The following is a 24,915-nucleotide window of genomic DNA, read 5'->3' as shown; positions in this document are numbered from 1 at the left end:
CCTCCAGGAGCCGGTTGCACATCTCCAGGTCGCCCGGCACGTCGCACTCCGGCAGTCCGAACTCCCGCACCTCGTCGTAGAAGGTGCCGTGGAAGCGGTCCATCTTGCCGATCATGAAGGCCGGCATGTTGTCCATGAAGAACTGGTGCAGGTGGTCGTTGCCGATGGTGATGAGCACGTCCGGCTTGTGCCGCGCCAGCTTCTCGCGCATCATCGCGATCCGTTCCTGCACCTTGGCCGCCCCCGGCGGCTGCTGCGCCTGCTTGAACAGCCGCGGCATGAAGGGGTTGTGCGTGATGCCGAGCATGGTGACGAGTTGCGCCATGGAGTCCTGTCCTCTCGTTTTGGGATACGCGGGGGAACCGCGGATACAGCAAACTAACAGGCTGTTCCTGTTGTGGCAATTCAGCCCAGGGTAGGGTCGAGCACGATCTTGCCGACGATCCCACCCCGCTCCAGCAACTCGTGCGCCTCTTTCACGCGCTCCAACGGCATGGTGCGGTCGATGATGGCGCGGACCTCTCCCCGGCCGGCCAGCGACAGGGCCAGTTCCACGTCCTTGCGGGTGGCGCCGGGCTGCCCGGTGATGCGGATGCGCCTGAGGTAGAGCCGCTTCACGTCCAGCGGTACGGTGCCGCCGCCGTGGGCGCCCGCGGTCACGAGCCGGCCGGCGAAGGCGAGGCTGTTGAAGGCCCCGGGCCAGAGCGTCGGGTCGGCGATGTTCTCGAACAGCACGTCGACGCCGTGGCCGTCCGTGATACGCAGCACTTCCCGCTCCAGGTCCTGCTCCCGGTAGTTGACGGCGAACTCGGCGCCGTAGCCCATGGCCCCTTGCGCCCTGGAATCGGCGCCCGCCGCCGCGATGACGCGGGCGCCCTGGTGCCGGGCGATCTGCACGCCGCAACTGCCCAGCGCCCCCGCCGCCCCCATGATCAGCACCCATTCGCCCTGTTCGAGTTGCGCGTGGTTGAGCAGCAGGTTGATGGCCGTGGGGAAGTGGCGCGTGACCACCGAGGCTTCACCGAAAGACAGATTCTCCGGGATCGGGAAGACATTCTCCGCCGGCACGGTCACGTACTCCGCGTACCCGCCCCAGCGGTCCAGCCCCAGGTGCTTGCTCCGGGGGCACGAGTCCTCCCGGCCCATGAGGCAGAAGCGGCACTCGCCGCAGCGGATGGAAGCCACCACCGCGACCCGCTCGCCGCGGCGCGTGGACGCCACTCCGTCGCCGGCGGCCACCACCACGCCCGCGGGATCGGTGCCAAGCACCACCGGGAACCGGAGGTCGGTGCGGTAACGGCCCTGCCGCACCGCGATGTCCAGCGTCTGATTGACCGAAACCGAGTGTACCTGGATCAGCACCTCTCCCGCCCCGGGGGACGGGACGGGAAGCTGCTCCATCCGCATCACGTCAACGTCGCCGAACTCTCTCACGACGACTGCCTTCATCATGGATTGCATCTCGAACGAGGAATCTACTATGAAACGCGCGTCGCTGGAAATCCGCGCTTCGTTGACCCTCGACGAGTTCCGTAGTATCCCCGCACCCCATGAACACGCGAAGCGGCACCATTGAAGCGATACGGGCGGGCTTGGGAGCACCTGAGCTTCTCCTCGAGATGGACTGGGAAGGTTGGCTGGCCATGCCGGCGCCCTACCCGGAGACCGGGTTCGCGAGCCGCGAGGTAACAGCGCGGTACGAGCGCAACGGTTACCAGTGGGACATCCACGGCACGCTCTACACGCCCGAGCGGGAAGCCGACCCCGGCCGGGCCGTCGTCGTGTTTCACGGCGGCGCCGGCAGCGAGCGCATCATGGACACGACCCCGGACGGCCGTCCGGGACTGGCGCGGGTGCTGGCGTCCCAGGGATTCGCGACCTTGGCCGTCACCTATCCGGGGCATTACCCGCCGGGCGGCGTGTGGACCGAGCCCGTGCCCGAGCGCATGCCGGTCTACCTGCTCGACCGGGAGCTTCCCGTGAAGGAAATCCTGGACCGGAGCCTCAAGTGCACCTTCAACACGATTCTGCAGGGCGCCGGGCTGCTCACCGACACGCACCTGCCGGGACGGGACGTGCTCGCCTTCGGCCATTCCACCGGCGGCCCCATGGCCGCGCACCTGCACCGCTTCGTGCGGAGCGCCCGCATCACCGGGCTGCTGGGCTTCGGCTCCGGCGGCCCGGACGGCTGGCGCAAGGAATGGCGCGAGCGCACCGGCGCCGAAGAGTATAGCGAGGTCCCCGTGGAACAGATCTCCCGCCGCTCGCCCGAGAGCTTTCGCGCGGCGCGCTACGAGGACCCGGAGGACCTCACCCCCTGGGGCGGCCCGGAGGAGTACATGGCGTGGGCCAACCCGATGCGTTCCCAGATGAAGACCAGCCTGTGCGACAACCAGCACAACGGCGCAGTCGGGATCCTTGACCGCTACGTGGAGGCTACGGGCCTTCCGCGGGACGAGTACTACGATCACCTCCAGGACCCCGACCCCGAGTGGCTCGGGAACGTCGGCGTGCTGTTGGTGGTAGGCGAGAACGACAGGGGGCACTGGATCCAGGGAGAGCGCCTGGAAGACAAGCGCGAGATGTTCATGGCCGCCAAGTATGCCGCGGCGAACGCCCGTTGCCACGTGGTCCTGATCCCCCGCTACGGCCACGTGGGCTACGCCGAACTCCACAACGAGAAGATCGCCCACCTGTGGCTGTGGGCGGTGAGGGAGGGGTTCTTCACCCCGTGAGCTTCCGGTGCAGCCACTCCGTCAGCACGCTCAGCGCCGGCTCGTTGGATTTGCCGGGCACCCGGCCCATGTGCCCTCCGTCGGGGAAGATGCACACGTCCTTGGGGTCGCCGTGCTCCAGCAGCAGGTAGAAGTCGTCGATGGGGTGCTGGTCGTCGAGCTTGCCGTTGATGAGCAGCAGCGGCGCGCACGGCTGGTCGATGAGTCCCTGCGTCACCAGCGAGAGCGTCGGCGCCCGCCGCAGGATCTCGTCGAGGTCGCGGGTGCGGAAGATGTACCCGCGCGCGTCCAGCAGGCTGGCCGGTCCCATGAGATACTGTTCCGCCCGGGTCGTCAGCGCCGGTCGCAGCCACTCTTCCTGGAAGGTCAGGTGCACGCCGCCGCCCCAGTCCACGACGCCCTTGAGCCGCTGCGCTTCCACGTGCGCCACCTTGGCCGCCCAGTAGCCGCCGAAGCTGCCGCCCATGGCGCCCAGGCGTGACCCGTCCACGTCCGGCCGCGTCTCCAGGTAGTCCAGGGCCGCGGAGAAGGTGCGCTCCGCCTTGAGGTCGGTCGCGAGGAGGGGGTTCTCGCCGGCCCCCGGCATGTCGATGGTCATGGTGGCAAGGCCCAGCCGGTGGAAAGCCTCGCTGGGCCGGCGCCGGTCCTCCTTCCAGCCGTCCACGCCGCCCCAATGGAGCACCACCGGAGGCCGGTTCGCGCCGCGCGGGATTTGCAGGTAGCAGATGAGCGACTTCCCTTCGAAGGGGATCTCCACCCGCTCCAACGGCGGGTCCATGTGCGGCGCGGCCTTCAGGAAGTTCCGCAGCGACGCCTCGTAACAGGCTTGCTTGCCCGGTGTCGAGGCAACCGGATAGCGGCCGATGCGGTAGTAATCGTATGCGAGGTAGTAGGACTCGCCGCACGGTTCGCCTTTGTTCTCCTGTTCCTCGCCCAGCGCCTCGTAGCGCGCGCCCATGCGGCCCCATACTTCCGCCCAGTGGTCGTCCTCGGTGGATTCGAGCCATCCGACCACCTCGGCGGCGTCCTCCGGCTTCACCCACTCGAAGGGATTGGCACCGCCCGCGCGCCGCAGGATTTCCGGTTTCAACTCCTCCAGGGGTCGCATTCTCGGTTCCATCACGGCCTCCGTTTCGTGGGGCGTCTCGTAGCGCGCGCCACGGGCGCTTCGTACGAACAGATAACGAAGGCCGGGTCGAATGTCCAACCCGGTGCGGCCACGGGTTTCTTCCCCGGTGGGGATGGGCTAGTGTCGGCGGTCAACAGGCATTGTCAACCGCGGAGGTGCACGATGGCGGAACGAAGGGTCGGAGTCGAGATTCCGGGGGCCGATGTTCAGGGCGTGCTCGACGACATTCGCGAGGCGGAGTCTTTGGGGATCCAGGCGGTGTGGCTCACCACCGGCGGTCCCAGGACCGCGGACAACAACATCCGGCGGGACACGCCGAGCATCCTGGCGGCCGCGGCCATGTGCACCGAGACCATCCAACTGGGTACGGCCATCGTGCTGACCTGGCCGCGCCACCCGCTGGCCTTCGTGGAGTACTGCGAGGCCATGGCCCAGCTCGCGCCGGGCCGCTTCCGGCTCGGGTTGGGGCCGGGCAACAAGGCGCCCATCGAGCGCACCTACGGGTTCGCGTTCGAGCGCCCCCTGGGCCACTTGACCGAGTACGTGCAAATCGTCCGCTCCGTGCTGCGGGAGGGGGCGGTGAACTTCAACGGACGTTTCTACCGCGCTCAGACCGCGGACAACGTGCCCGTGGACGTTCCCGTGCTGATCTCGGCGGTGCGCCCCAAGTCCTTCGAGCTTGCCGGGGCCTGCACCGACGGCGCCATAAGCTGGCTGTGTCCCGGCGCCTACCTGCGCGACCACGCGCTGCCGGCCATGGCCGCGGGCGCGGAAAAGGCGGGGCAGCCTGCGCCACCGCTTATCGCCCACGTGGCCGTGAGCCTCCACGACGACTGGGATGAAGTCGAAGCCGTGGCGAGAGAGCGCTTCGACTCGTACATGCGGCGGGACCCGTACGTCGAGATGTACCGCATCGCCGGCTTCGCCGAAGCGGAACAGCGGGCGTGGAGCACGTCGATGCTGAAGTCGCTGGTGGTCTCGGGTGACGAGGAGGAAGCCGGGCGCCGGCTGCTGGAGTTGTTTTCGTTCGGCGCCGCGGAGATCATGGTCAGCGTCCTGCCCGCCGGCAGTGCCCCCGAGTCCAGCCGCCGGCGCACCCTTGAATTTCTGGGCGAGTTCGCGCGCACCCTCTAATGCCGGCACGACACGATCATACGCCGGGGCAGGTAGCGGTGACGCCGCCGTCCACCGGCAGCATGACGCCGGTGATGTAGTCGGCGTCGTCCGAGGCCAGGAAGAGCGCGGCCCGGGCCACGTCCCAGGCGGTGCCGCCGCGGCCCAGCGGGACGATGGCGTCGCGGGCCTTGCGGTATTCGTCCGCCGAGGTGAAGCCCTTGTACTCGTAGCTGGGTTTGCCGGCGACGATCCGGCGGGTGAACGGCGTGTCGATGTAGCCCGGCAGCACGCAGTTGGCGCGGATGTGCTTGTCGGCGTATTGCAGGGCCAGGTTCAGGGTGAGCTGGTTGACGGCGCCCTTGGCCGCGGAATAGGAGGCGGTGGGCACGTTGACGTGGCGCATGCTGGCGATGGACGAGATGTTGACGATGGCGCCGCCGCCCTGGCGGATCATGATGGGGATCACGGCCTTGCAGGTGAGCAGCACCGAGGTCACGTTGCGCGCCAGCACGGCATCCCAGTCGTCGCGCTCGATGTCCAGGACCCAACGCCCCGGCCCCTGGCCGCCGACGTTGTTGTGGAGGATGTCGATGCGGCCGAAGGTATTCAGGCAGGCGTCCACCATGGCTTTGACATCCGTTTCCGAGGTCACGTCCGCGGCGAACGTCGCGCAAGTGCCTCCCTCGGATTCGATGATGGTCCTGGTTTCCTCCGCCGCCTCCAGGCGAAAGTCCACCGCGAACACCTGCGCTCCCTCGCGCGCGTAGAGCACCGCCGCCGCCTTGCCGTTGCCCCACCCGGGCTCGATGGACCCGGCTCCCGCCACAAGCGCCACCTTGCCTTTCACGCGTTCGCCTCGTTTGATCGCTTCCATGCTTTGTCCCTCCGGCGCGTCATGCCGCCCGCGTGTCGGGGTCACGGCGCGCCCGTGTGCCGTCAGGAGCCGCGAATGCAGGCCTCGATTTCGTCCAGGGCCTCCGGGTTCGCCAAGGCTTCCCGGTTGCGGACCGGCTCGTGGTTGAGTATGGCGGACACCGCCTTCTCCACCTTCTTCCCGTTCCGTGTCACCGGTACCTGGCTGATTTGCCGCACAATAGCCGGCACGTGGCGCGGCGTGGCCTGGGCGCGGATGGCCGCGCGAATGGCGTCGGCCGTCTCCGGGTCCAGGGGCCGGTCCAGCACCACGAACAACGCGACCCTGGTTTCATACTCATGCCGGTAGCCGGCGACGATGCTGTCCTGGACGAAGGGTAGCCGTTCGACGATACGGTAGATCTCCGCGGTGCCGAACCGGATTCCCGCGGGGTTCAGCGTCGTGTCGCTGCGGCCGTGGATCGCGAACCCATGCTCGGGAGTGGCCTCGATGTAGTCGCCGTGACACCACACTCCGGGGTAGGTGTCGAAGTAGGTCTCGCGGTAGCGGGCGTCGCCGGGGTCGTTCCAGAAGCCCAGCGGCATGGAAGGGAACGGCTTCCGGCATACCAACTCCCCCTGCTCACCCGCCAGCGGGCGTCCCTGCTCGTCGAAGACGGCGACGTCCACGCCCAGGGCGGGTCCCTGGATCTGCCCCGGGTAGACCGGCGAGATGGGGTTCCCGAGCACGAAGCAGCCGATGATGTCCGTGCCGCCCGAAATCGAGCAGACCTGCGCGTCCGGCTTGACGGCGTCGTGGACGTAGTGGAACTGGGAGGCTTCCAGCGGCGACCCGGTGGAGAGCACGGCGCGCAGGCCGTCGAGCCGGTAGTTGCCCGCGGCGTGGAACCCGTTCTTCTCGAGGGTGGCCAGCAGTTTCGGGCTGGTGCCGAACACCGTGATGCCGTGGTCCTCCGCGAGGCGGAACAGCCTGTCGTGATTCGGGTAGGCGGGGCTGCCGTCGTACAGGACCACCGTCGCTCCCTGCGCCAGTCCGCTCACGAGCCAGTGCCACATCATCCAGCCGCAGGTGGTGAAGAAAAAGACCGTGTCGTCGCGGTCGACGTCCGTGTGGAGCTTGTGCTCCACGTGGTGCTTGAGCGCGGTGCCGCCCGCACCGTGCACGATGCACTTGGGCAGCCCCGTGGTGCCCGACGTGTAGAGGATGTACACCGGGTGGTCGAAGGGAACATCGGCGAACGTCGGTTCGGCGGGCTCCGCCTCGAGAAACGACTCCCACGCCGTGGCGCCGCCGGGCAGCCGCGCGTCCGCGCCCGCGACCACCACCCACCGTTCCAAGGCGGGGAGAGCATCCACCAGCCGCCGGGTCTTGTCGATACAGTCGTGGCGCCTGCCGTTGTAGGAGTAGCCGTCCGCCGACACCAGCACCTTCGGATGGATCTGGCTGAAACGGTCGAACACTCCCTGGAACCCGAAGTCCGCGGAGGTGGCGGTCCATACCGCGCCCAGGGAGGCCGTCGCCAGCATGGCCACCACGGTCTCCAGCACGTTGGGCAGGTAGCCCGCGACCCGGTCCCCGGGTCCGACACCGGCGCGCCGAAGGCCGGCCTGGCAGCGGCCGGTGAGGGCATGGAGCTCCCGGAACGTCACCGCGCGGCACTGGCCAAGCTCGTTCTCCTCGATGATGGCGACACGCTCGTCACGGTGCCGGAGAAGCTGCTCGGCGAAGTTGAACCGCGTGCCGGGGAACCACACCTCGCGCTCCAGGCGCCCGGCCGGGGGCATGGCGCCGTCCGCCAGCACCGGCCCGGCGGGCGCCTGTCCCGTGGCGTCCAGCCACGCCGCCGCCCAGAAATCCTCCAGCCGCGACACGCTCCAGCGGTGCAGCGCGGCAAAGGAATCGTCTGGAATGTCATGGTCGGCGCGCAGCCGCTCACGGAAACGGTGCAGATGGGAATCCCGGACCTGCTGTCCCGTGGGTGTCCAGAGAGGCGTCATGGTCTCCGCTCCGCGACGGGTTCTCCGCCGGTCCGACCGGACAGGCCGCCGGCGAACGGGCACAGGCGGTTTCCCATGACGACGGCGCGGTTCGGAGCGTCGAATCCGCTCCTGAGATCGAAATCCGCGTGCATGATCGACTCGCGATCATCGGTGTGGACGGCGCCGAACAGGTGCCCCATCTCGTGGATGATCGCGGCCGCGTCATGGTTCAGTTCACCGTCGTTATATGTGAAGTCCTCGCCCACGTGGCTCACGATGTAGTTGCCCAGCCCCTCGGTGCAGTTGCCGAAGCGATCGGCGCGCGCGCGCCCGCCCCGGTAGAAGTTGAGCGGCTGCTGGGTCAGGCCGATGACGACGTCGTAGGGCAGCACGCCGCCCGCCGACGGATACGCGCGCTTGAGGCGGCGCATGAGCACCACCGAGGACGTGGTGGTGCCTTGCACGGGCCAGGCCTCGGCGGCCTGGAGCGCGAACCGGATGCCGAAGTCTCTCTCGTAGTAGTCGGAGGCGGCGCGCAGCAACTCCCGGGCGGTATGGCGCCACCCGGCGTCCGCCCGCCGCAACGCCGGGTCGGCGACGACCTTGACGCGCACCTCCCGCACCGGCACGGCCCCGCGCTCCGGGCGCCCGGCGGGGCACCCCGCCAGCAGCAGCGCGCTACAGGCGAACCCGATTATCCAGCGGCGCGTTCTCATCGGCGAGGGTCTCCACGTCGTCCTGCTCCAGCGGACCCTTGTAGTAGCAGCGGCGTATCTTGCTGAGGGGCTCGGGGAACAGGTGCCGGCCGAGGTCGGTGGCCCGGCGCTCCATCTCCTTCACGCTCATGCGCTTCGGGGCCTTGCTGGCCAGCACCACCACGTTCTGGATCTCGCTCAGCACGTGGGCGCGGTTGCCGAAGGTGGGGAAGGTGTAGACCTGCGGGAAGACCCCCTCCAGAGTCTTGATGGCGGCCCGGATGAACCCGCTTTCGGGTCCGCGGAGCGCGCCGATGAGGTTGACCACCAGGGCGCCGCCGGCGCTCAGCCTGTCAAGGGCGGTGTCCAGGAACTCCCGGGTGATCAGGTGGAACGGCATGTTGTCCGCGTAGTAGGCGTCCAGCAGGATCAGGTCGTAACGTTCCTCGGTGAAGGTGAGGAACGTGCGCCCGTCGCCACAGTGGACGCGCTGGCGCGGGTCCTCGCGGAAGTCGAAGAACTCCCGCGCCACCTCGACGACCTCCGGGTCGATCTCGACGCTGTCGATCTCCATCTCCGGACACGCCTCATGGAACGTCCTGGCCATGGAGCCGCCGCCGAGCCCGATGAACAGCACCCTTGCGGCGTCGGGCCGCAGCACAAGTCCCAGGGAGGCGAAGCGCGAGTACACCAGCTCCAGGGAGGTGGGGTCCTTGCGGTTCATGGAGCTCTGCAAGGTCCCGTCGAAGTAGAGGTAGCGCCGCTCCCGCGTCTCTTCCACGCGGATGCGGTGGTAGCGGGTGTCCTTCTCGTAAAGAGTGGTGGACCAACCGCGCCCCAGGGGCGCCAGCATTGACATCAGGGTTCCCGGTGACACCGCCGACAAGGGCTTCCCGCACTCCGCGAGCCAGGCCAGAAGGCGCCGCATGACGGTCAGGCGGCCGGCCGGGCGTCGCCGCCCACGGCGTCACAGTTGGCTGTACCAGGAGTCTTCATGGACCAGCGACATGGGTTCCAGCAGATCCTCGGGGATGCCGTCGATGAACTGGGACGGGCGCGAGAACACCATCCCCAGGTTCCGGTCGTACACCCGCGCGGGGTAGGAGAAGAACAGGTTTTCCTTGGCGCGGGTGGCGGCCACGTACAGCAGCCGCCGCTCCTCCTCCAGCTCCTCCAGGCTGTTGGTGTTGTAGTAGGACGGGAAGCGCCCCTCCAGCGCCCAGATGACGAACACCGAATGCCACTCCAGCCCCTTGGCGGAGTGCACGGTGGAAAGCACGAGCGGTCCTTCGTCCGGGTCCACCGGAAGGGCCTCGTCCACGCTCGCGGAGGGAGGCTCCAGCGCCATGTCGCTCAACAGCCTCTCGATGCTCTGGTAGCGCTCGGTGAGGCTCTGGAAATGCTCCAGGTCGCGCAGCCGCTTGGGGTAGTCGTCGGCGTGCTTCCGCTTGAGGATGGGAAGATAGTACTGCATCAGGTACTGGGCCATGTCCGCCGGCCGGGTGCGCTCGACGCACTCGTCCAGGACCCGGGCGAGGGTCTTGAGTCCCTGGGCGGCGCGGCCGCGGGACTCCACCTCAAGCAGGCCGCGGCGCGGGTCTTCCCGGGCCAGGATCCGGTCGATGAGCTTGCGGCTCATCTGCGGCCCGACCCCCTCCAGCAGCATCAGCACCCGGCCCCAGGACACCGCGTCGCTGGGGTTGCTGAGGATCCTGAGGTGCGCCAGCACGTCCTTGATGTGGGCGGTCTCCATGAACTGGAAGCCGCCACGCTTGACGAACGGGATGTCGTGCCGCGCCAGCTCGATCTCCAGGTCGAAGGAGTGGAAGCTCGAGCGGAACAGCACCGCCATGTCCCACAGCGGCACCCCTTCCTCCCGCAGTTCCAGGATGCGCTGGCATACGAAGCGCGACTGGGTGTGCTCGCTCTCCGCCTGCACCAGCAGCGGCACCTCGCCCTCGCTCTTGCGGCTGAAGAGCGTCTTCTCGTAGCGTTCCGCCGCGCGCATGATGATCTCGTTGGTGAGCCGCAGAATCGGCTGGGTGCTGCGGTAGTTTTCCTCCAGCGGGATCAGGGCGGCCCCTGGAAACTGGTTGGGGAAGTCCATGATGTTGCGGAAGTTGGCGCCGCGGAACGAGTAGATGCTCTGGGCGTCGTCGCCCACCGCCATGACGTTGTCGTGGGTGAACGCCAAGCGGCGGATGATGTCGGACTGGAGCCGGTTGGTGTCCTGGTACTCGTCCACCATGATGAAGCGGAAGCGGTCGGACAGACGCCCGCGCAGGTCCTCGTGGGAGTCCAGCAGATCCTTCAGGCAGGTGAGCAGGTCGTCGTAGTCCAGCAGCGACTTGTCGCGCTTGTAGGCCTGGTAGCGTTCGGTGATGGTGACCAGCTCTTCCAGGTAGTCCGCCAGGTGCGAGTACTCGCGCTGCACCAGGTCCGTAAGCGGCACCTGGGTGTTGCGCGCCAGGCTGTGGATCTCGCCGATGGTCTGCTTCCGCGGAAAGCGCTTGTCGCGCTTGTCGAGGCCCATCTGGGCGCGCAGGAGCTGGATCACGTCCTCGCTGTCGCCGCGGTCCATGATGGTGAAGCCCGGCGCCAGGCCCAGGAGCTGGCCGTACTGGCGCAGCACCATGTTGCCGAAGGAGTGGAAGGTGCCGCCGGCGACGCGCTCGCAGCGGGAGTCGGTGAGCAGGCTGGCGCGCCGCAGCATCTCCTCGGCCGCGCGCCGGGTGAAGGTGAGCAGCAGGATGGACCGGGGATCGATGCCGCGCTCGATGAGACGCGCCACCCGGTACACCAGCGTCCGGGTCTTGCCGGTGCCGGCGCCCGCGATGACCAGGAGCGGTCCCTCGAGGAACATCGCCGCCTGGCACTGCGCCTCGTTGAGCTCCTCCTCGTAGGCGATGGCGGATGACGGGTCTCGCGGCTCCGTGTCGATGTTCTTCAGGACGTATTTGCGCGCCAAGGTCTCTCCGAGGTCTCTCCGACGTTGCTCCGGACAAAAGTAACACAACCCGGGTCGCCCGCAAAGATTTCCGTTTGCAAACCCGCGGGCGAATTACTAAACAGGCACGAGCCTTCGACCGGATGGGATCCATGATGTCCGGCATCCTGACCCTTGCACTCCGTAATCGTTCCGCTTCCGCGGTGTTCACTCTCGCGTTCCTCCTCGTCTGTTGCTTCCCGGGGTCTTCGACGTCGCTGGCCCAGTCCCGTCTTGACGGGGTGGTGGTGGCGTATCATCCGGCCGCCGTCCGGGCGGGCATGAACATCCTGGAGCAGGGGGGCAACGCGGTGGACGCCGGAGTCGCCACCGCGTTTGCCCTGGCCGTGCTCGATCCCCCCTCCTCGCCCCTCGGCGGGGGCGGGGTCATGCTGTTCTACCGGGCGGGGGAGAAGCGGGTGCACGCGCTGGACTTCACGGAAGTCTCGGCCGCCGCGGCCACCCCGGAGCTGTACCGCGAGGGCGGTGCACGACGCCCGCCCGACACCGGCGCGCCCGCGGTAGCGGTGCCGGGTACCGTGGCGGGCCTGGTGGAAGCCCTGAATCGCTTCGGCAGCCTGCCGTTGGAGACGGTGCTGGCCCCGGCCATCCGCCATGCCGTCGAGGGAGTGCCGGTGACGCCGCGTTTCCGCGGGGCCATCGACGCGAACCTGGCGGCGCTGCGGCAACGTCCCAACTTCTCGCGCATCTTCCTCAAGGCTTCCGGGGCGCCCTACGAGGTCGGCGCCACGATCCGGCAGCCGGAGTTGGCGGAGACCCTGAAGGCCATCGCCCGGGACGGGGCCGCGGCGTTCTACGAGGGCGCGGCCGGACAGGCGGCGGCCGCGCGCATCCAGCGCGACGGCGGCGCCGTGAACCTGGACGATCTCCAAAGTTACCGGCCCGCCTGGCGCCCGCCCGTCATCGGCGGCTACCGCGGCCGGACGGTCCTGACCGTGCCGCCGCCCAGCCTCGGGGGAGTGGCGCTCGTGGGGTTGCTCCACGTCCTGGAGGGCTATGGGCCGGACCGGTTCCGCCACAACTCGGGAGCCTACCTGCACCTGATCGCGGAAACGACCAAGGCCGGGATGGACGAGATGCTGACGACCCTGGGAGATCCGGATGCCGGTGAATTCCCGGTCCGGCGCTTCACCTCGGCTGAACGCGCTTCCGCGGTGCGCCGGAAGATCTCCATGGAACGGGCCGCGCCCGCGGCCCCGGCGGGCGCCGCGCCACGGCCGCGGGCGCACGCCGCCACCAACCACGTCGGCGTGCTCGACGGAGAGGGCAATGCCGTCTCCATGAGCCTGACCCTCGGCAGCGCCTTCGGCGCCAAGGTGCTGGTGCGCGAGACCGGGATCATCCTCAACAACCGGATGCGCGACTTCTCGCTGCCCGGCGGCTCCGGCGAGTCCGGCGCGAACGCTCTCAACGCGCTCAGGCCGCGCACGCGGCCGGCGAACGGCATGACCCCCGTGATCCTGTTGCGGGACGACCGGCCGGAGCTGATTGTCGGCGGGTCGGGAGGGGCGCAGACCACCGGGGCGGTGCTCCAGACCATCCTCAACGTGGTGGACTTCCGCATGCCCCTGGCGGAGGCGGTGGCCGCGCCGCGCGTCCACGCGGTGCCGGATGCGCAATGCACGCTGGAAGCGGAGGTCGGGGTGAGCGACGAGGCGGTGGCGCTGTTGGCGGGCAGGGGCCACGCGGTGCGGCGCGGCCGTCTCCAGGGCGCGGTTCAGGCCATCGGGGTGGCGGGGCGCGGCATCACCGCGGCCTCGGACCCACGGAAGGGGAACACGGTGCGCTGAGGCGCCGGTTCAGCGGGCGTCGAAGGGGTTCTTGAGGAGGATGGTCTGGTCGCGGTCCGGTCCCACGGAGACGATGACGATCTCCGTCTCCACGAGCTCTTCCAGCCGCTCCATGTAGCGCCGCGCGTTGGCGGGCAGGTCGGCGACGCTGCGGGCGTCCGTGACCGGCTCCTGCCAGCCGGGGAACTCTTCCCACACGGGCTCCAGGGTCTCCATCACCTTGAGGCTCGCGGGAAAGTGGCGCAGGAGCCTGCCTCCCACCCGGTAGGCCGTGCACACGCGGATTCGGGGCGACCCGGTGAGCACGTCCAGCTTGGTCAGGGCGAGGCCGGTGAGGCCGTTCAGGCGCACCGCGTGCCGCACCGCCACCGCGTCGAACCAGCCGCACCGCCGCGGCCGCCCGGTGGTGGCGCCGTACTCGTCGCCGTCCTGGCGCAGCTTGTCGCCCTCGGACCCGGTGAGCTCGCTGGGAAACGGTCCGCCGCCCACCCGGGTGGTGTAGGCCTTGGTGATGCCGATGACCTCGTGGATGTGCCGCGGTCCGACGCCCGCGCCGCTGCATACGCCGCCGATCACCGTGTTGGACGAGGTGACGTACGGATAGGTGCCGTGGTCGAGGTCTAGCAGGGTCCCCTGGGCGCCCTCGAACAGCACGTTCTTGCCTTCGCGGAAGAATTCCTCCAGCAGCACCCCGGTGTCGGCGACATACGGCGCCAGCCTGTCGCGATAGCCGCCGTAGGTGCGGTGGATGTCGTCGAAGTCCAGCGCCTCCTCCTTGAGGATGGCCTTCAGGTAGACGTTCTTCTCCGCGATGTTGTGCTCGAGCTTGGCGCGGAAGGTGTCCTCCTCCAGCAGGTCCACGACGCGGATGCCCACGCGCGCGGCCTTGTCCTCGTAGGTGGGGCCGATGCCCCGGCCGGTGGTGCCGATCTTGCCCTCGCCGCGCATGCGTTCCCGCGCCACGTCGATGGCCTTGTGGTAGGGCATGATCAGGTGCGCCTGCTCGCTGATGCGGAGCTGGCGCTTGTCCCGCAGGTGCCCCTCGCGCCGCAGCTCTTGCAGCTCGTCCAGCAGCACTTCGGCGTCCAGCACCACGCCGTTGCCGATGACGCAGACCTTGTCCTCGTGGAGCGCGCCCGAGGGGATCACGTGCAGGATGGTCTTCTTGCCGTTCACCACCAGGGTGTGGCCGGCATTGTTGCCGCCCTGGAAGCGCACCACCACGTCGGACCGCCGGGCCAGCAGATCGACGATCTTGCCCTTGCCCTCGTCGCCCCACTGGGCGCCTATGACCGCGACGTTCGCCACCTGCCGCGCCTCACAGCCTCACGGCCGTCGAGGAGATGACCTCGGGCAGCGCCCGGAACTTGTCCATCACTTCCTTGGGCACGGCGTTGTCCACGTGGATGAACGAGATGGCGCGTCCGCCGGCCCGCTCCCGCCCCAGTTCCAGCCCGGCGATGTTGATGCCGTTGTCGCCCAGCAGCGAGCCCAGCGCGCCCACCACGCCGGGGACGTCACGGTTGTAGGACACCAGGATGTGCCCCTCGGGCACGGCCTCGAAGTAGAACTCGTTGATGCGCACGATGCGGGGGTTGTTGGTGCCGAAGAGCGCGCCCTCGATCTCCGCCTCCTCGCCCTGCGTGCGCACCCGCACCTTGATGTAGCTGGCGAAGTCCTCGGCGCTCTCGCTCTTGGACTGGACCACCTTGATGCCCCGTTCCTGCGCGATGAACGGCGCGTTCACGTAGTTGACCCGTTCCGCCAGGGCAAAGCTCAGCACGCCCTTCAGCACGGCCATGGCGATGGGGGCGATGTCGTACTGCGCCACGTCGCCGCCGCCCTCGATCTGGATCTCTTCGGGGAAACGCCCCAGCAACTGCACGTGCAGGCTGCCGAGCTTTTCGCCCAGGGTCAGGTAGGGCTGCAGCTCGCGCAGCAGGTCCTGGCTCACGCTGGGAGCGTTGACGGCGTAGCGGATGACCCCGTCCACGAGGTAGTCCCGCACCTGCTCCGCCACCGCGATGGAGACGTTGAGCTGGGCCTCGTCGGTGGACGCGCCGAGGTGCGGCGTGGTCACCACCTGCTCCAGTTGCACCAGCGGGTGGTCCGGCCCCGGCGGCTCCTCCACGTACACGTCCACCGCCGCACCCGCCACCTTGCCTTCCTTGATGGCTTCGGCCAGGTCGTTCTCGTCCACGATGCCGCCGCGCGCGCAGTTGATGATGCGCACGCCGTCCTTCATCCGGGCGATGGTTTCGCGGTTGATGAGCCCGCGCGTCTCCTCGATGAGCGGCACGTGCACCGTGATGAAGTCCGCGCGCGCGTAGATGTCGTCCAGGCTCGCCGATTCCACGCCCATGCGCGCCGCCGCTTCCGCGGGGATGAAGGGGTCGTAGCCCAGCACCTTCATGCGCAGGCCCAGGGCGCGCTCGGCGACGATGCGCCCGACGTTGCCCAGGCCGATGACCCCCAGGGTCTTGTTGCACAGCTCCACGCCGGTGAACTTCTGCCGGCTCCACTTGCCGCTCTTGACCGACGCCACCGCCTGGGGAATGTGCCGCGCCAGGGCCATCATCAGCGATATGGTGTGCTCGCCGGTGGTGACGTTGTTGCCGCCGGGGGTGTTCATCACCACGATGCCGCGCTGGCTGGCGGCGTCCACGTCGATGTTCTCCACGCCCACGCCCGCGCGGCCGATGATCTTCAGCCGGCCGGCGGCCTCGAGGACGTCCGCGGTCACCTTGGTGCCGCTGCGCAGGATCAACCCGTCGTAGCCGCCGATGATCTCCTTCAACTCGTCGGGCTCGAGGCCCACGCGGACGTCCACGTCGATGTCTGCCGCCTTGTTCAGGACTTCCAGACCCACGTCCGGCAGGGGGTCCGAAACCAGTACCTTTATCATGTCGCCGTCACTCCTGGTCGTTTCCGCCGTCATGGGCGGCTTCATCAGGTTCCCGTACAGAGGCGCCTCGTCCTCCTGCTCCCGAAGCTCTTCCATCAATCCAGCGCCTCCATGAGGATATCCTGGGCCGCGGCCACGCCCTTGCCGAGGGTGACCGGCAGATCAAACTTTCGAAACGCCATCTCCAGCGCGCTGATGGCCACGATCACGTCGAATGCGCCCATGTGGCCCACGTGGGCGATGCGGATGACCTTTCCCGACAGGTGATCCTGTCCCTCCGCCAGGGTGACCCCCATGTGCGCCCGCAGGTAGTCGAGCAGCACGTCGCCGTCGGAGCCGTCGGGAACGTAGAACCCCGTGGCCGCGGGGCTGGGGTTGTCCGGAGAAAGGAGCTTGAGCCCCATGGCCGTCACCGCCGCGCGGGTGGCCCGGGCCATGCGGTCGTGCCGTGCGTAGACGCGCTCCAGGCCTTCCTCGTGCATGAGCTTCAGGGCGGCGCACAGTCCGAACACCAGCGACACCGCCGGCGTGTACGCGGTGGAGCCCTTGGCCTGTCCCTTGCGCTCGCTGTTCAGGTCGAAGTAGAAGCGCGGGGAACCGGTTTCCGCGGTCCTCTGCCAGGCCCGGTCGCTGAGGCCGATGAAGGCCAGACCGGGGGGCAGCATCATCGCCTTCTGGGAGCCCGTCACCAGCACGTCGATGCCCCAGTCGTCCATGGGCACCGACAGCACGCCCACCGCGGTCACGCCGTCCACCAGCAGCAGCGGCCCGTTGTCGCGCGTGAGCGCGGCGATCTCGCGAACCGGGTGAAGCGTCGTGGTGGAGGTCTCGCTGGCCTGGATCAGCACGCCCTTGGTGTCGGGGTTGGCCCGGAGCGCCTGCTCCACCGCGCTCACCTCCACGGCCGTGCCCCATTCCACCGGGACCTCCACCACGTCGAGGCCATAGGCGCGGCAGATGCGCAGCCAGCGTTCGCCGAACTTGCCGCCGTTGACCACGATGACCTTGTCCCGCGGCGAGAACAGGTTGGCCACCCCAGCCTCCATGGCGCCGGTACCCGACGAGGCCAGGATGATGACGTCGTTCTTCGTGCCGAACAGTGTCCTCAGCCCCTGCCGCGCCTCCTCCAGGACCGCCGCGAACTCCGGCGTCCGGTGGTGGATCATGGTCTGCGCCATGGCCAACTGCACTTCGTTGGGAATAGGCGTCGGACCGGGAGAAAGGAGGTAATGCTTGATCATGGGCTTACATCCGATGGCGTATGGGTTGTCCTCTCAACGGAAGGTGAACGAGACGGGTTTTGCACAAAAAAAAGCCTGAACCTCTCTGGCATAGAGACCCAGGCGTTCGGCCGTCCAGCAGTCAGGTGCGGCCAAAGCCACACTTGCACTCCCTCGTGGTAAGCTCCACGTACACGCCAGTTGTGCGTTTTTCTTCGTAACCCGCACGGGCGTCTTTGTCAATCAGACGGCCGGCTTCGCGTAGTCCCTTTCCATGTACGCCGCGAGCATATAAGTTTCCAGTCCGTCATGGCCAACGCACCCAAAATCGTCTTCTTCGACCTCGACGGCACGCTGCTGCGCTCCCAGGAGGGCCACGTGGCCTTCAACGAGGCCATCCTCAAGACCTTCGGCGTCCCCGGCGACATCCGCACCATCCGCCCCGACGGCAAGACCGACCCGATCATCCTGCAGGAGATCTTCGACACCGGCGGCCACGACGTGGAATGGAGGCCGGAGGACGGAGCCGCCTTCAGCGCGAACCTCAAGGAATGCTACACCCGCGCCATTACCGAGGGCCCCACCCGTGTGCGCGCTCTCGCCGGTGTCCCCGAGCTGGTGGGCGAGCTGAGCCGCATGCCGGACCTCTGCCTCGGCGTCGTCACCGGCAACATGGAGGTCACCGCCCGCCTCAAGCTCCAGGCCGCCGGCGTCGGCCAGCACATCGGCCCCGGCGCCTTCGGCAGCGACTCCGCCAACCGCAACGACCTCCCCCGCATCGCCATGGAACGGTGGAGCGCGCATCTGAAGGTCGCGGTGGAGCCGCGCCACTGCGTCATCGTCGGCGACACCCCACGGGACCTCGAAGCCGCGAGGAGCAACGGCATGAAGTGCCTGCTCGTGGCCACGGGGCGCTACAACCCGTTGGAGGAGTTGCGGAAGATCGAGCCGGACGAACTGTTGGCGGACTTCTCGGACACGCGGGCGGCGGTGGAGGCATTGATGGGGTTGTTCGGGTAGGGCGCCATTTGGGCTGTCTTCGTGTTTCGGTGAACTTGTCGGGATCGCGAAGGCGACTAAAAGTCGTCGTCCCGTGGCGGAATCTGCAACCCTCGCTTCACCGCCGGCCGGGCGCCGACACGGGCCAGCCAGTCCCGCACGTTGGGATAGCTGTCGAGATCGATTTCCTGCATCCGCCAGCGGTAGATCCAGGGGTACGCGGACACGTCGGCGATGGAGTAGTCGCCGGCCAGGTAGTCCCGGCCTTCCAGCCCGCGGTTGAGTACGCCGTAGACGCGGTTGTTTTCCGTCTGCCACACGTTCAGGTGGGCGTGCTCCTCGCCGGCGTCGCGGCGGCGGACCTGCCAGTGCACGCCGAGCCCGGTGTGAGTGATGTGGCCGGAGGCGAAGAAGAGCCAGTTGAGGACCTCCATGCGCACGCTGGGATCCTGGGGCAGCAGCCGCCCCGACTTCTCCGCGAGATAGATGAGGATGGCGCCGGACTCGAACACGGTGACGGCCTTGCCGCCGGGGCCGTCGTCGTCCACGATGCAGGGAATCCGACCGTTGGGGTTGATGGCCAGGTACCAGTCTTCCTTCTGTTCCCGGTTGTCCAGGTCCATGGGCTGGACGGTGTAGTCCAAGCCCGATTCCTCCAGCATGATGGAGGCCTTGCGGCCGTTGGAGGTCGCCTTGCTGTAGAGGGTGATCATCGTGGTTCCTTTCGCTGGTCCGGCGATCCGCTGTCTTGCGGAGCGACCTTGAGTTGCGGATCGTTCGCGCGACGGCGCGGTTCACGGCTCAGTCTGGCTTGCCGCCGGACGATTTATGGCGAGTTCAGCGATTTCCTGTAGACTGAACCTTGGAGGATGCATTTTCCCGTAACCGATTCCAAGGACGATACTCCATGACGACACCCTATCGCGACATTCTGGACAAGGTGCGGCTGGCGTTTCCCCAGCCGGTCTCCAATCCCATCCACGACTCCTACTTCATCCACTCCATCATGCGCGCCCTCGACCAAGTGGACGCGCTGAAGGGTGAGTTGCCGATCCTCGGTGAGCTGACGGCAGGCGATTTCGAGGCGGCGCGCACGGCGACCTTGGCGGAGGGGACGTCGTCGGTGGAGGCGGTGACTGCCGAGCTCGTGGGCTACCTGCGCGGCATGACGCTCTTCGGCCACCCGCGCACGCAGCAGAACGTGATCCCGCCGCCCACCATCCCCAGCGTGATCGGCGTCCTGTTGGCCGCCTTGTACAACCCCAACGTCGCTTGGGACGAGTACAGCCGGCTGGTGGCGCTGGCCGAGGTGGAGGCCGCGGGCATCACCGCGGGGCTCATCGGTTACGACCCGGAGCGGTCCGGCGGGGTGTTCACCTTCGGCGGCACCGGCACATCCCTCTACGGGGTCAAAATGGGGCTGGAGAAGGCCTGCCCGGACACCATCCAGAACGGGGTGTCTCAGGACGCCGTGATTCTGGTGTCGGACACCGGGCACTACTGCGCCGCCAACATCGCCGGCTGGCTCGGCCTGGGCACGCGCAACCTCATCACGGTGCCGACGACGCCGGAGAACGAGATCGACGTGGCGCAACTGGAGGAGGCCGCCCGGAAGGCATTGTCGGAAGGCCGGAAGATCGCCGCCATCATCGCCACCATGGGCACCACCGATTCGTTCGGCCTCGACGACCTCGGGGCCATCGCGGTGCTGCGGGACGGGTTGGTGGATGAATTCCGGCTCCCCTACCGCCCGCACATCCACGCCGACGCGGTCATCGGCTGGGCGTGGGCGGTCTTCAACGACTACGACTTCGAGGCCAACCCCCTGGGTTTCCGGCCGCGTACCCTGCGCGCCCTGGCGGGGGCGTGCCGCCGCATGCGCCACCTGCCGCTGGCGGACTCCGTGGGGGTGGACTTCCACAAGACCGGTTTCGCGCCGTACATCTCAAGCCTGGTGCTGGCCAAGGACCGCGCCGACCTGACGCGCCTGGCCCGGGACCCGGCGCAGATGCCCTACCTCTACCACTTCGGCGAGCACCGGCCCGGCATGTACACGCTGGAGACCTCCCGCGCCGGCACCGGCCCCCTCGCCGCCATCGCCAACTACCGCCTGTTCGGCCGCCAGGGCCTGCAGGTGGTACTGGGGCACATCGTGGAAATGGCTCAGCTCCTGCGCGAGCACCTCGAAGGCCACGAAGGCACCACCGTCGTCAACCGCGACAACTTCGGCACCGTGAGCCTGTTCCGCGCCTATCCGCCGGGCGTGGACACGTTCGCCATCAAGCGCCAGGAGTTCGAAGACCCCGCCTTCCGCGACACCCTGCTGGCCCACAACGACTTCAACCGCAAGGTCTTCCAGTACGTCCACTCCGAAGCCATGGCCGGCCGCGGCGTCGTCATCTCCGCCACCGACTGCTACCGCCGCACCGCCTACGGCGAGCCCATCTACGCCCTGAAGTCGTACATCCTGTCCCCGTTCATCGATGAGGCTGACGTGGAGGCCGTGGTGCACAAGATCATGGAGGCGCGGGAGAAGGTGGGGTAGGGCGGGTCGGCCGCACGTGTCGGGCGGCAGGGGCTCAATCGTCCGGAAGTAATCCGAGTCTATCCGCTCAACCTATGCCGGGCACGTTCTCGTCACCCCGCCCGATAAGTCCGCACCGGCAGCGCTTCGGTTTCCAAGGTGGAGAGGTCGAGTCGTCTGGAAGCATTGTCGATGTCGAAGCCGACGACGTCACCGTGAGCATCGAGATCGACATTGAGGCCCCCGGCAACCTCGCGCGTCTCGGTGCCTGGTCCTGCCTTGAATTCGACGTACAGGCTGTCGGTTTCGGGATAGTAGTGCAGCTTCATCGTTCTTCCTTTCGAAAAACCGCGATCGAAGAAAGCATTGTGAATCGTCTCACGGTTCCCGCTGTTGCAATTCTTCCGTCACTCCCCATCCAACTCCCTATGCAGCCACCTCAAAATCGTCGGAAACACGTCCGGCGACTCGCCCATGTGTCCTCCCGGGAAGAGGCGCATGGTCTTGGGGTCGCCGCATTCGAGGAGCATGAAAAAGTCCTCGATGGGGACCTGGAGGTCGTCCTTGCCGTTGACCAGGAGCATGGGGGCGCAGGGGTTGTCGAGGAGGCCCTGGTCCTTGAGGGAGAGGATGGGCATGATCTCGCAGAGTTCCTCGAAGGTGCGCTTGCCGAAGAGGTTGGCGCGAGCCTCGATGAGGTCGAAGAGGTAGGAGGAGGCGTTGCGCGACCTCTGCTGCCAGTCGGGCTGGAAGAAGCCGTGGATGCCGCCGCCCCAGTTGACCGCTGCGCGCAGGCGCTCGGGCTCCACGTGGGCCAGCTTGGTGGACCAGTAGCCGCCGAAGCTGGCGCCCAGGGCGGCGATGCGGCTCGAATCCACTTCGGGCCGGGTAACGAGGTGGTCCAGGGCCGTGGTGTAGACCTCGTGGGCGGTGTCCGAGGCGGGCACCGGGGACTCGCCGGTTCCGGGGCTGTCCATGATGAAGCAGCCCCAGCCCTCGGCGAGCATGGATTCGACGAAGCTGTGGCGCTCTTCCTTCCAGTTGTCGATGCCGCCCCAGTGCATGATGACCGGCGCGGGCCGCTTGGCGGGCAGGCGCAGGTAGCCGACGACCTCCTTGTCGCGCAAGGGCAGGGCGATGCGCTCCAGCGGCGGATCGAAGTAGCGCGAGGCGGCCAGGTAGTTTTCGATGGTCTTGCGGTAGGCTTCCTGCTTGCCCGGTGAACTGGGGAAGGGGTGGCGCCCGGCGCCGTACCAGGCGGCGGCCTGGAAGTAGGCGGCCTTGGCCTCCGTGGCGTTTCCGTTTTCCTCCGCTTCCTTCGCGGTCTTTTCCCAACGCGCGCCGGGCTTGCTCCAGGCTTCCGCCCAGGCGTCGGCCTCCAGGCTGGTCAGTTCTGCCAGTGCGCCCTCGGCTTCCGTGGAATCCATGAGGTGGAAGGGGCTGCGCTTGCCCACGCGCTTGCGGATGCGGTCCTTGATCTCGTCCAGGGTTGCGGCTCCGGCCATGAAGGGTCCTCCAGGTTGAAAGATTTGCACTGATATGTGGACGAATATGCACGGGAATGCTTGTGTGGGCAACGGGCGGCTGCAAGTCACAACGGCCGGCAATATCTTATGGGTTGCCCATACTGTATAGTATTGTTAGTATGGCAACCATGAAGACGACTGTTGACATTCACGACGAGTTGCTGGCGCGCGCCAAGCAGCACGCGAGGAATACGGGGAGCCCGCTACGTGCGGTGGTGGAGGAAGGCCTGCGCCGCGTACTCGCGTCCGCCGAATCCCCGAGGCCATACCGGTTGCCCGACCTGAGCGAGGGAGATCCCGGCGTGGCGGATCCCCTTGAAGCGTACTCGTGGCAGGACCTGCGCGGCTTGATCTACGGGGAGCCCGAGTCGTCGTGATCGCGATCGACACAAATGAGAGCCGGTTCTTCCCTAGCCAGTAAGTGGCTGAATTAGCGGCGTTTTTTCTCGATCTCCTTGTCACTCCACAACAGCCGTAAGCATACTGTAAGCGGATCGATTGCAATTTCGGCGCGCCCTGGCGCATTTTTGTCGAGCGAAATCGGCCGCGACCGCCCGAAACGAAACCAATCCGGTTCCCTGGTGACGTCGAAACCGGCGACCTCATTTCTCGAACGCCACCGCTCGAACCTCCTCGATCCGCTCGTCCTCGGTGAAGCGCCAGATGCCGATGTGGCCGCGGCGCAGATCGCCGTTCTCGTCCCAGTCCATGCCGCCGGAGGCGCCTTCATAGTCGATCTCCCCGCCTCGGGCGAGGATGCGGAGCGCCTCGGCGACGCCCTGCGGGCCCGCGCCGACGACCGTGCCCGGCGAACCACCGACCGCGCGCAACCGGTCGCGGATCGCGGCGCCGTCCACCCGGCCCGCAGCCTGCGCCGCAAGCGCCAGAGCAACCGTGGCGTCATAGGTTTCCTTGACGTAGGCGAGCACCGGTAACGTGCCGTACTCGGCGACATAGGCCGCCTCCCACGCTGCGGACGCGGCGCTCTCCGGCGCCGAAGCCGGCCCGGTGCCGTACATGTTGCCGAGGCGAGCGCCGCCCAGCGATCGGACGAGGCTCAACCGCTTGGCGGCGTCGCCGAACACGAAGTTGTCATACAGGCCGTTATCGATCGCCTCGCGGACCATGGTCAGGGCAGCCGCCTCCGGGGCGATCACCACAAGGGCCTGTGCGCCTCCGCTCTCGGACTCGCGCAGCGCGGCCAGAAAGCCGATCTGACCGCGGTCCACCGGAACGGCCTTGACGGGTCTGTCCCAGGCCGCTTCGAAGGCGCCGGCAAGGCCCCGCCCCCAGGGGTCGTCGACATAGACTAGGCCGACATTCTCAAAGCCCCGCTCGCGTGCGACACGGGCGAGGACGGGTCCCTGGCAAACGTCGGAAAGCGCGGTTCGAAACAGGAAATCGTTATCGGCGACGCCGGTCAGCTCCGGCGACGTGGCCGAGAAGCTGACGGTGGGATGGCGGCTGGACCGATCACCCGCTCAGCCACCGGCAGCGCGTTGACGCTGGCGTTGGGGCCGACGATGGCGTGCACGCTCTCGATCTCGACGAGACGCCGTGCCGTCGCGACCGCCCTCTCCGGGTCCGCCGTGGTGTCGCCGACCGCAAACGTCACGGGCAAGCCGAACACGCCGCCGCCTTGGTTGACATGCTCGATCGCGAGTTCGAACGCCCGCTGCCTGTCCCTGTAGACCTCTGCCGAACCGCTGTTTAAGTCCATCAGTGATCCGATCTTGAGCGCGGCCGGCTCGTCCGCCCGCGCCGTCGTCGGCTCCGCCGCCGCGCCGGCCAGCAACAGGCCCGCCGCACCCAGCAGCATCGCGATCGCACACGCTCGGAACGCTGCCCGTTCGCAGGAATTGCGGATCATTGCAAACGTCCTCCATTCCAGCGCACGACCGTGGAAACCGGGATCGCCATGCGTTGTCACCGACTCGCGATGAAATTCGGTTAGAGCGTGCACGACACTTCCCTATTTCTTGACTTTGAGATCCCTCGAGAGTCTGCGACGCACTGAACGCCGCTTCCGCTTCACCGAAGCTGGAAGAGGCGTTTGCATCTTCTCATAGAGCATGAACAGATGCTCGACACGCTCGCGCTCGGAAGCGAACCCGGTGCGCCGGTAAAGCCGATCCACCGCACGATCGAGCGCTTGATGCGCCCGGCGCAGGTCAGGAGGCATCAGGTCAGGATCGTAGAGATCGGCCAGCGTCGCGCCCGGATGGGCGGCTCGGGCGTCGAGCACTGCCTGACCCAGCGGTTCCAAACTGGAGAGATCCGCGCCTTTGGGCGGCATCGGAAAGGTATTGTAGACGAGGCCGATGGAATAGCGGTAGTCGCTCTTGAGCCGCCCGCCGATGTACCGTAAGCGATGCGAGCGGCCCATCTTCCTAACGGCGGGGATGAGGGGATAGGC

23 protein-coding genes are annotated in these 24,915 nt (G+C 67.6%); 6 read left to right on the top strand and 17 right to left on the bottom strand.

The features are described from left to right. Both OXU42_07230 and OXU42_07225 read right to left on the bottom strand, forming a co-directional pair. On the bottom strand, positions 1-325 hold a 325-nt coding region (locus OXU42_07230; GenBank protein MDE0029174.1), incomplete at its 3' end, for an extradiol ring-cleavage dioxygenase. A gap of 80 nt (positions 326-405) precedes the next feature. Further along, the gene (locus tag OXU42_07225) at positions 406-1,452 is read right to left on the bottom strand and encodes an alcohol dehydrogenase catalytic domain-containing protein (protein MDE0029173.1); all 1,047 of its coding nucleotides are present in this window, start codon (positions 1,450-1,452) and stop codon (positions 406-408) included. A 98-nt stretch (positions 1,453-1,550) separates the two neighbouring features. Here OXU42_07225 and OXU42_07220 point away from each other — a divergent pair, with 98 nt between their 5' ends. Beyond that, positions 1,551-2,735, top strand: coding sequence for an alpha/beta fold hydrolase (locus OXU42_07220; GenBank protein MDE0029172.1), 1,185 nt, complete (start codon positions 1,551-1,553; stop codon positions 2,733-2,735). Here the strand turns inward: OXU42_07220 and OXU42_07215 are convergent. Continuing rightward, entirely contained in the window at positions 2,725-3,855 is a 1,131-nt protein-coding gene (locus OXU42_07215; GenBank protein MDE0029171.1) for an alpha/beta hydrolase, read from the bottom strand. The genes OXU42_07220 and OXU42_07215 overlap by 11 nt on opposite strands. Before the next feature lie 171 nt (positions 3,856-4,026). On the opposite strand from OXU42_07215, the gene OXU42_07210 reads away from it, so the two are divergent. Then, positions 4,027-4,998, top strand: a complete 972-nt coding sequence (locus OXU42_07210; GenBank protein ID MDE0029170.1) for an LLM class flavin-dependent oxidoreductase — start codon at positions 4,027-4,029, stop codon at positions 4,996-4,998. 16 nt (positions 4,999-5,014) lie between these two features. Here OXU42_07210 and OXU42_07205 read toward each other — a convergent pair whose 3' ends face one another. The 5 genes from OXU42_07205 to OXU42_07185 form a co-directional block, all read right to left on the bottom strand. Further along, positions 5,015-5,854 carry an SDR family oxidoreductase gene (locus OXU42_07205; protein MDE0029169.1) on the bottom strand — a complete coding sequence of 280 codons (840 nt, stop codon included), beginning with the start codon at positions 5,852-5,854 and terminating at the stop codon, positions 5,015-5,017. 62 nt (positions 5,855-5,916) lie between these two features. Further along, positions 5,917-7,851, bottom strand: coding sequence for an acetoacetate--CoA ligase (locus OXU42_07200; GenBank protein MDE0029168.1), 1,935 nt, complete (start codon positions 7,849-7,851; stop codon positions 5,917-5,919). Beyond that, on the bottom strand, positions 7,848-8,549 hold the full coding sequence (locus OXU42_07195) for a M12 family metallo-peptidase (protein ID MDE0029167.1): 702 nt from the start codon (positions 8,547-8,549) through the stop codon (positions 7,848-7,850). The genes OXU42_07200 and OXU42_07195 overlap by 4 nt, the downstream gene beginning before the upstream one ends. After that, the gene (locus OXU42_07190) at positions 8,512-9,387 is read right to left on the bottom strand and encodes a fused MFS/spermidine synthase (protein MDE0029166.1); all 876 of its coding nucleotides are present in this window, start codon (positions 9,385-9,387) and stop codon (positions 8,512-8,514) included. The genes OXU42_07195 and OXU42_07190 overlap by 38 nt, the downstream gene beginning before the upstream one ends. A gap of 108 nt (positions 9,388-9,495) precedes the next feature. After that, entirely contained in the window at positions 9,496-11,496 is a 2,001-nt protein-coding gene (locus OXU42_07185) for an ATP-dependent helicase (GenBank protein MDE0029165.1), read from the bottom strand. Positions 11,497-11,627: 131 nt separating this feature from the next. Between OXU42_07185 and ggt the strand changes: the two genes are divergently transcribed. After that, the gene (gene ggt / locus OXU42_07180; GenBank protein ID MDE0029164.1) at positions 11,628-13,325 is read left to right on the top strand and encodes a gamma-glutamyltransferase; all 1,698 of its coding nucleotides are present in this window, start codon (positions 11,628-11,630) and stop codon (positions 13,323-13,325) included. Positions 13,326-13,334: 9 nt separating this feature from the next. On the opposite strand, the gene OXU42_07175 is transcribed toward ggt, so the two are convergent. From OXU42_07175 to OXU42_07165, 3 genes are read right to left on the bottom strand one after another with little or no spacing between them, the layout of a single operon-like run. Then, on the bottom strand, positions 13,335-14,633 hold the full coding sequence (locus OXU42_07175; GenBank protein MDE0029163.1) for an adenylosuccinate synthase: 1,299 nt from the start codon (positions 14,631-14,633) through the stop codon (positions 13,335-13,337). Between the two features lie 10 nt (positions 14,634-14,643). Beyond that, entirely contained in the window at positions 14,644-16,326 is a 1,683-nt protein-coding gene (serA, locus tag OXU42_07170) for a phosphoglycerate dehydrogenase (protein MDE0029162.1), read from the bottom strand. After that, the gene (locus OXU42_07165; GenBank protein ID MDE0029161.1) at positions 16,326-17,471 is read right to left on the bottom strand and encodes an alanine--glyoxylate aminotransferase family protein; all 1,146 of its coding nucleotides are present in this window, start codon (positions 17,469-17,471) and stop codon (positions 16,326-16,328) included. The genes serA and OXU42_07165 overlap by 1 nt, the downstream gene beginning before the upstream one ends. Positions 17,472-17,759: 288 nt before the next feature. Here OXU42_07165 and OXU42_07160 point away from each other — a divergent pair, with 288 nt between their 5' ends. Then, on the top strand, positions 17,760-18,470 hold the full coding sequence (locus tag OXU42_07160) for an HAD family hydrolase (protein MDE0029160.1): 711 nt from the start codon (positions 17,760-17,762) through the stop codon (positions 18,468-18,470). Positions 18,471-18,526: 56 nt separating this feature from the next. Here the strand turns inward: OXU42_07160 and OXU42_07155 are convergent, their stop codons facing one another. Further along, a complete protein-coding gene (locus OXU42_07155) occupies positions 18,527-19,162 on the bottom strand; it encodes a glutathione S-transferase family protein (GenBank protein ID MDE0029159.1) in 636 nt (211 codons plus the stop codon). A gap of 194 nt (positions 19,163-19,356) precedes the next feature. Between OXU42_07155 and OXU42_07150 the strand changes: the two genes are divergently transcribed. Beyond that, the gene (locus OXU42_07150) at positions 19,357-20,994 is read left to right on the top strand and encodes a pyridoxal-dependent decarboxylase (GenBank protein MDE0029158.1); all 1,638 of its coding nucleotides are present in this window, start codon (positions 19,357-19,359) and stop codon (positions 20,992-20,994) included. Between the two features lie 92 nt (positions 20,995-21,086). On the opposite strand, the gene OXU42_07145 is transcribed toward OXU42_07150, so the two are convergent. Together OXU42_07145 and OXU42_07140 are read right to left on the bottom strand one after the other, a co-directional pair. Next, positions 21,087-21,302: a DUF2283 domain-containing protein gene (locus tag OXU42_07145; protein MDE0029157.1), complete on the bottom strand. Its 216-nt coding sequence runs from the start codon at positions 21,300-21,302 to the stop codon at positions 21,087-21,089. Positions 21,303-21,380: 78 nt separating this feature from the next. After that, a complete protein-coding gene (locus OXU42_07140; GenBank protein ID MDE0029156.1) occupies positions 21,381-22,478 on the bottom strand; it encodes an alpha/beta fold hydrolase in 1,098 nt (365 codons plus the stop codon). 149 nt (positions 22,479-22,627) lie between these two features. Here OXU42_07140 and OXU42_07135 point away from each other — a divergent pair, with 149 nt between their 5' ends. Next, the gene (locus tag OXU42_07135) at positions 22,628-22,876 is read left to right on the top strand and encodes a DUF2191 domain-containing protein (protein MDE0029155.1); all 249 of its coding nucleotides are present in this window, start codon (positions 22,628-22,630) and stop codon (positions 22,874-22,876) included. Between the two features lie 225 nt (positions 22,877-23,101). Here OXU42_07135 and OXU42_07130 read toward each other — a convergent pair whose 3' ends face one another. The 3 genes from OXU42_07130 to OXU42_07120 all read right to left on the bottom strand — a co-directional run. Further along, a complete protein-coding gene (locus tag OXU42_07130; GenBank protein ID MDE0029154.1) occupies positions 23,102-23,896 on the bottom strand; it encodes an ABC transporter substrate-binding protein in 795 nt (264 codons plus the stop codon). A gap of 23 nt (positions 23,897-23,919) precedes the next feature. Then, on the bottom strand, positions 23,920-24,369 hold the full coding sequence (locus tag OXU42_07125; GenBank protein ID MDE0029153.1) for an ABC transporter substrate-binding protein: 450 nt from the start codon (positions 24,367-24,369) through the stop codon (positions 23,920-23,922). A 102-nt stretch (positions 24,370-24,471) separates the two neighbouring features. Continuing rightward, positions 24,472-24,915 (bottom strand): hypothetical protein (locus OXU42_07120; protein MDE0029152.1); only part of this gene is annotated, 444 nt, incomplete at its 5' end.

It is taken from the genome of Deltaproteobacteria bacterium (assembly GCA_028818775.1).
In the GTDB taxonomy this organism is placed as follows: domain Bacteria; phylum Desulfobacterota; class Binatia; order UBA9968; family JAJDTQ01; genus JAJDTQ01.
Note: the sequence above shows the minus strand (reverse complement) of the source record. Positions and strands in the feature narration are given on the sequence as shown.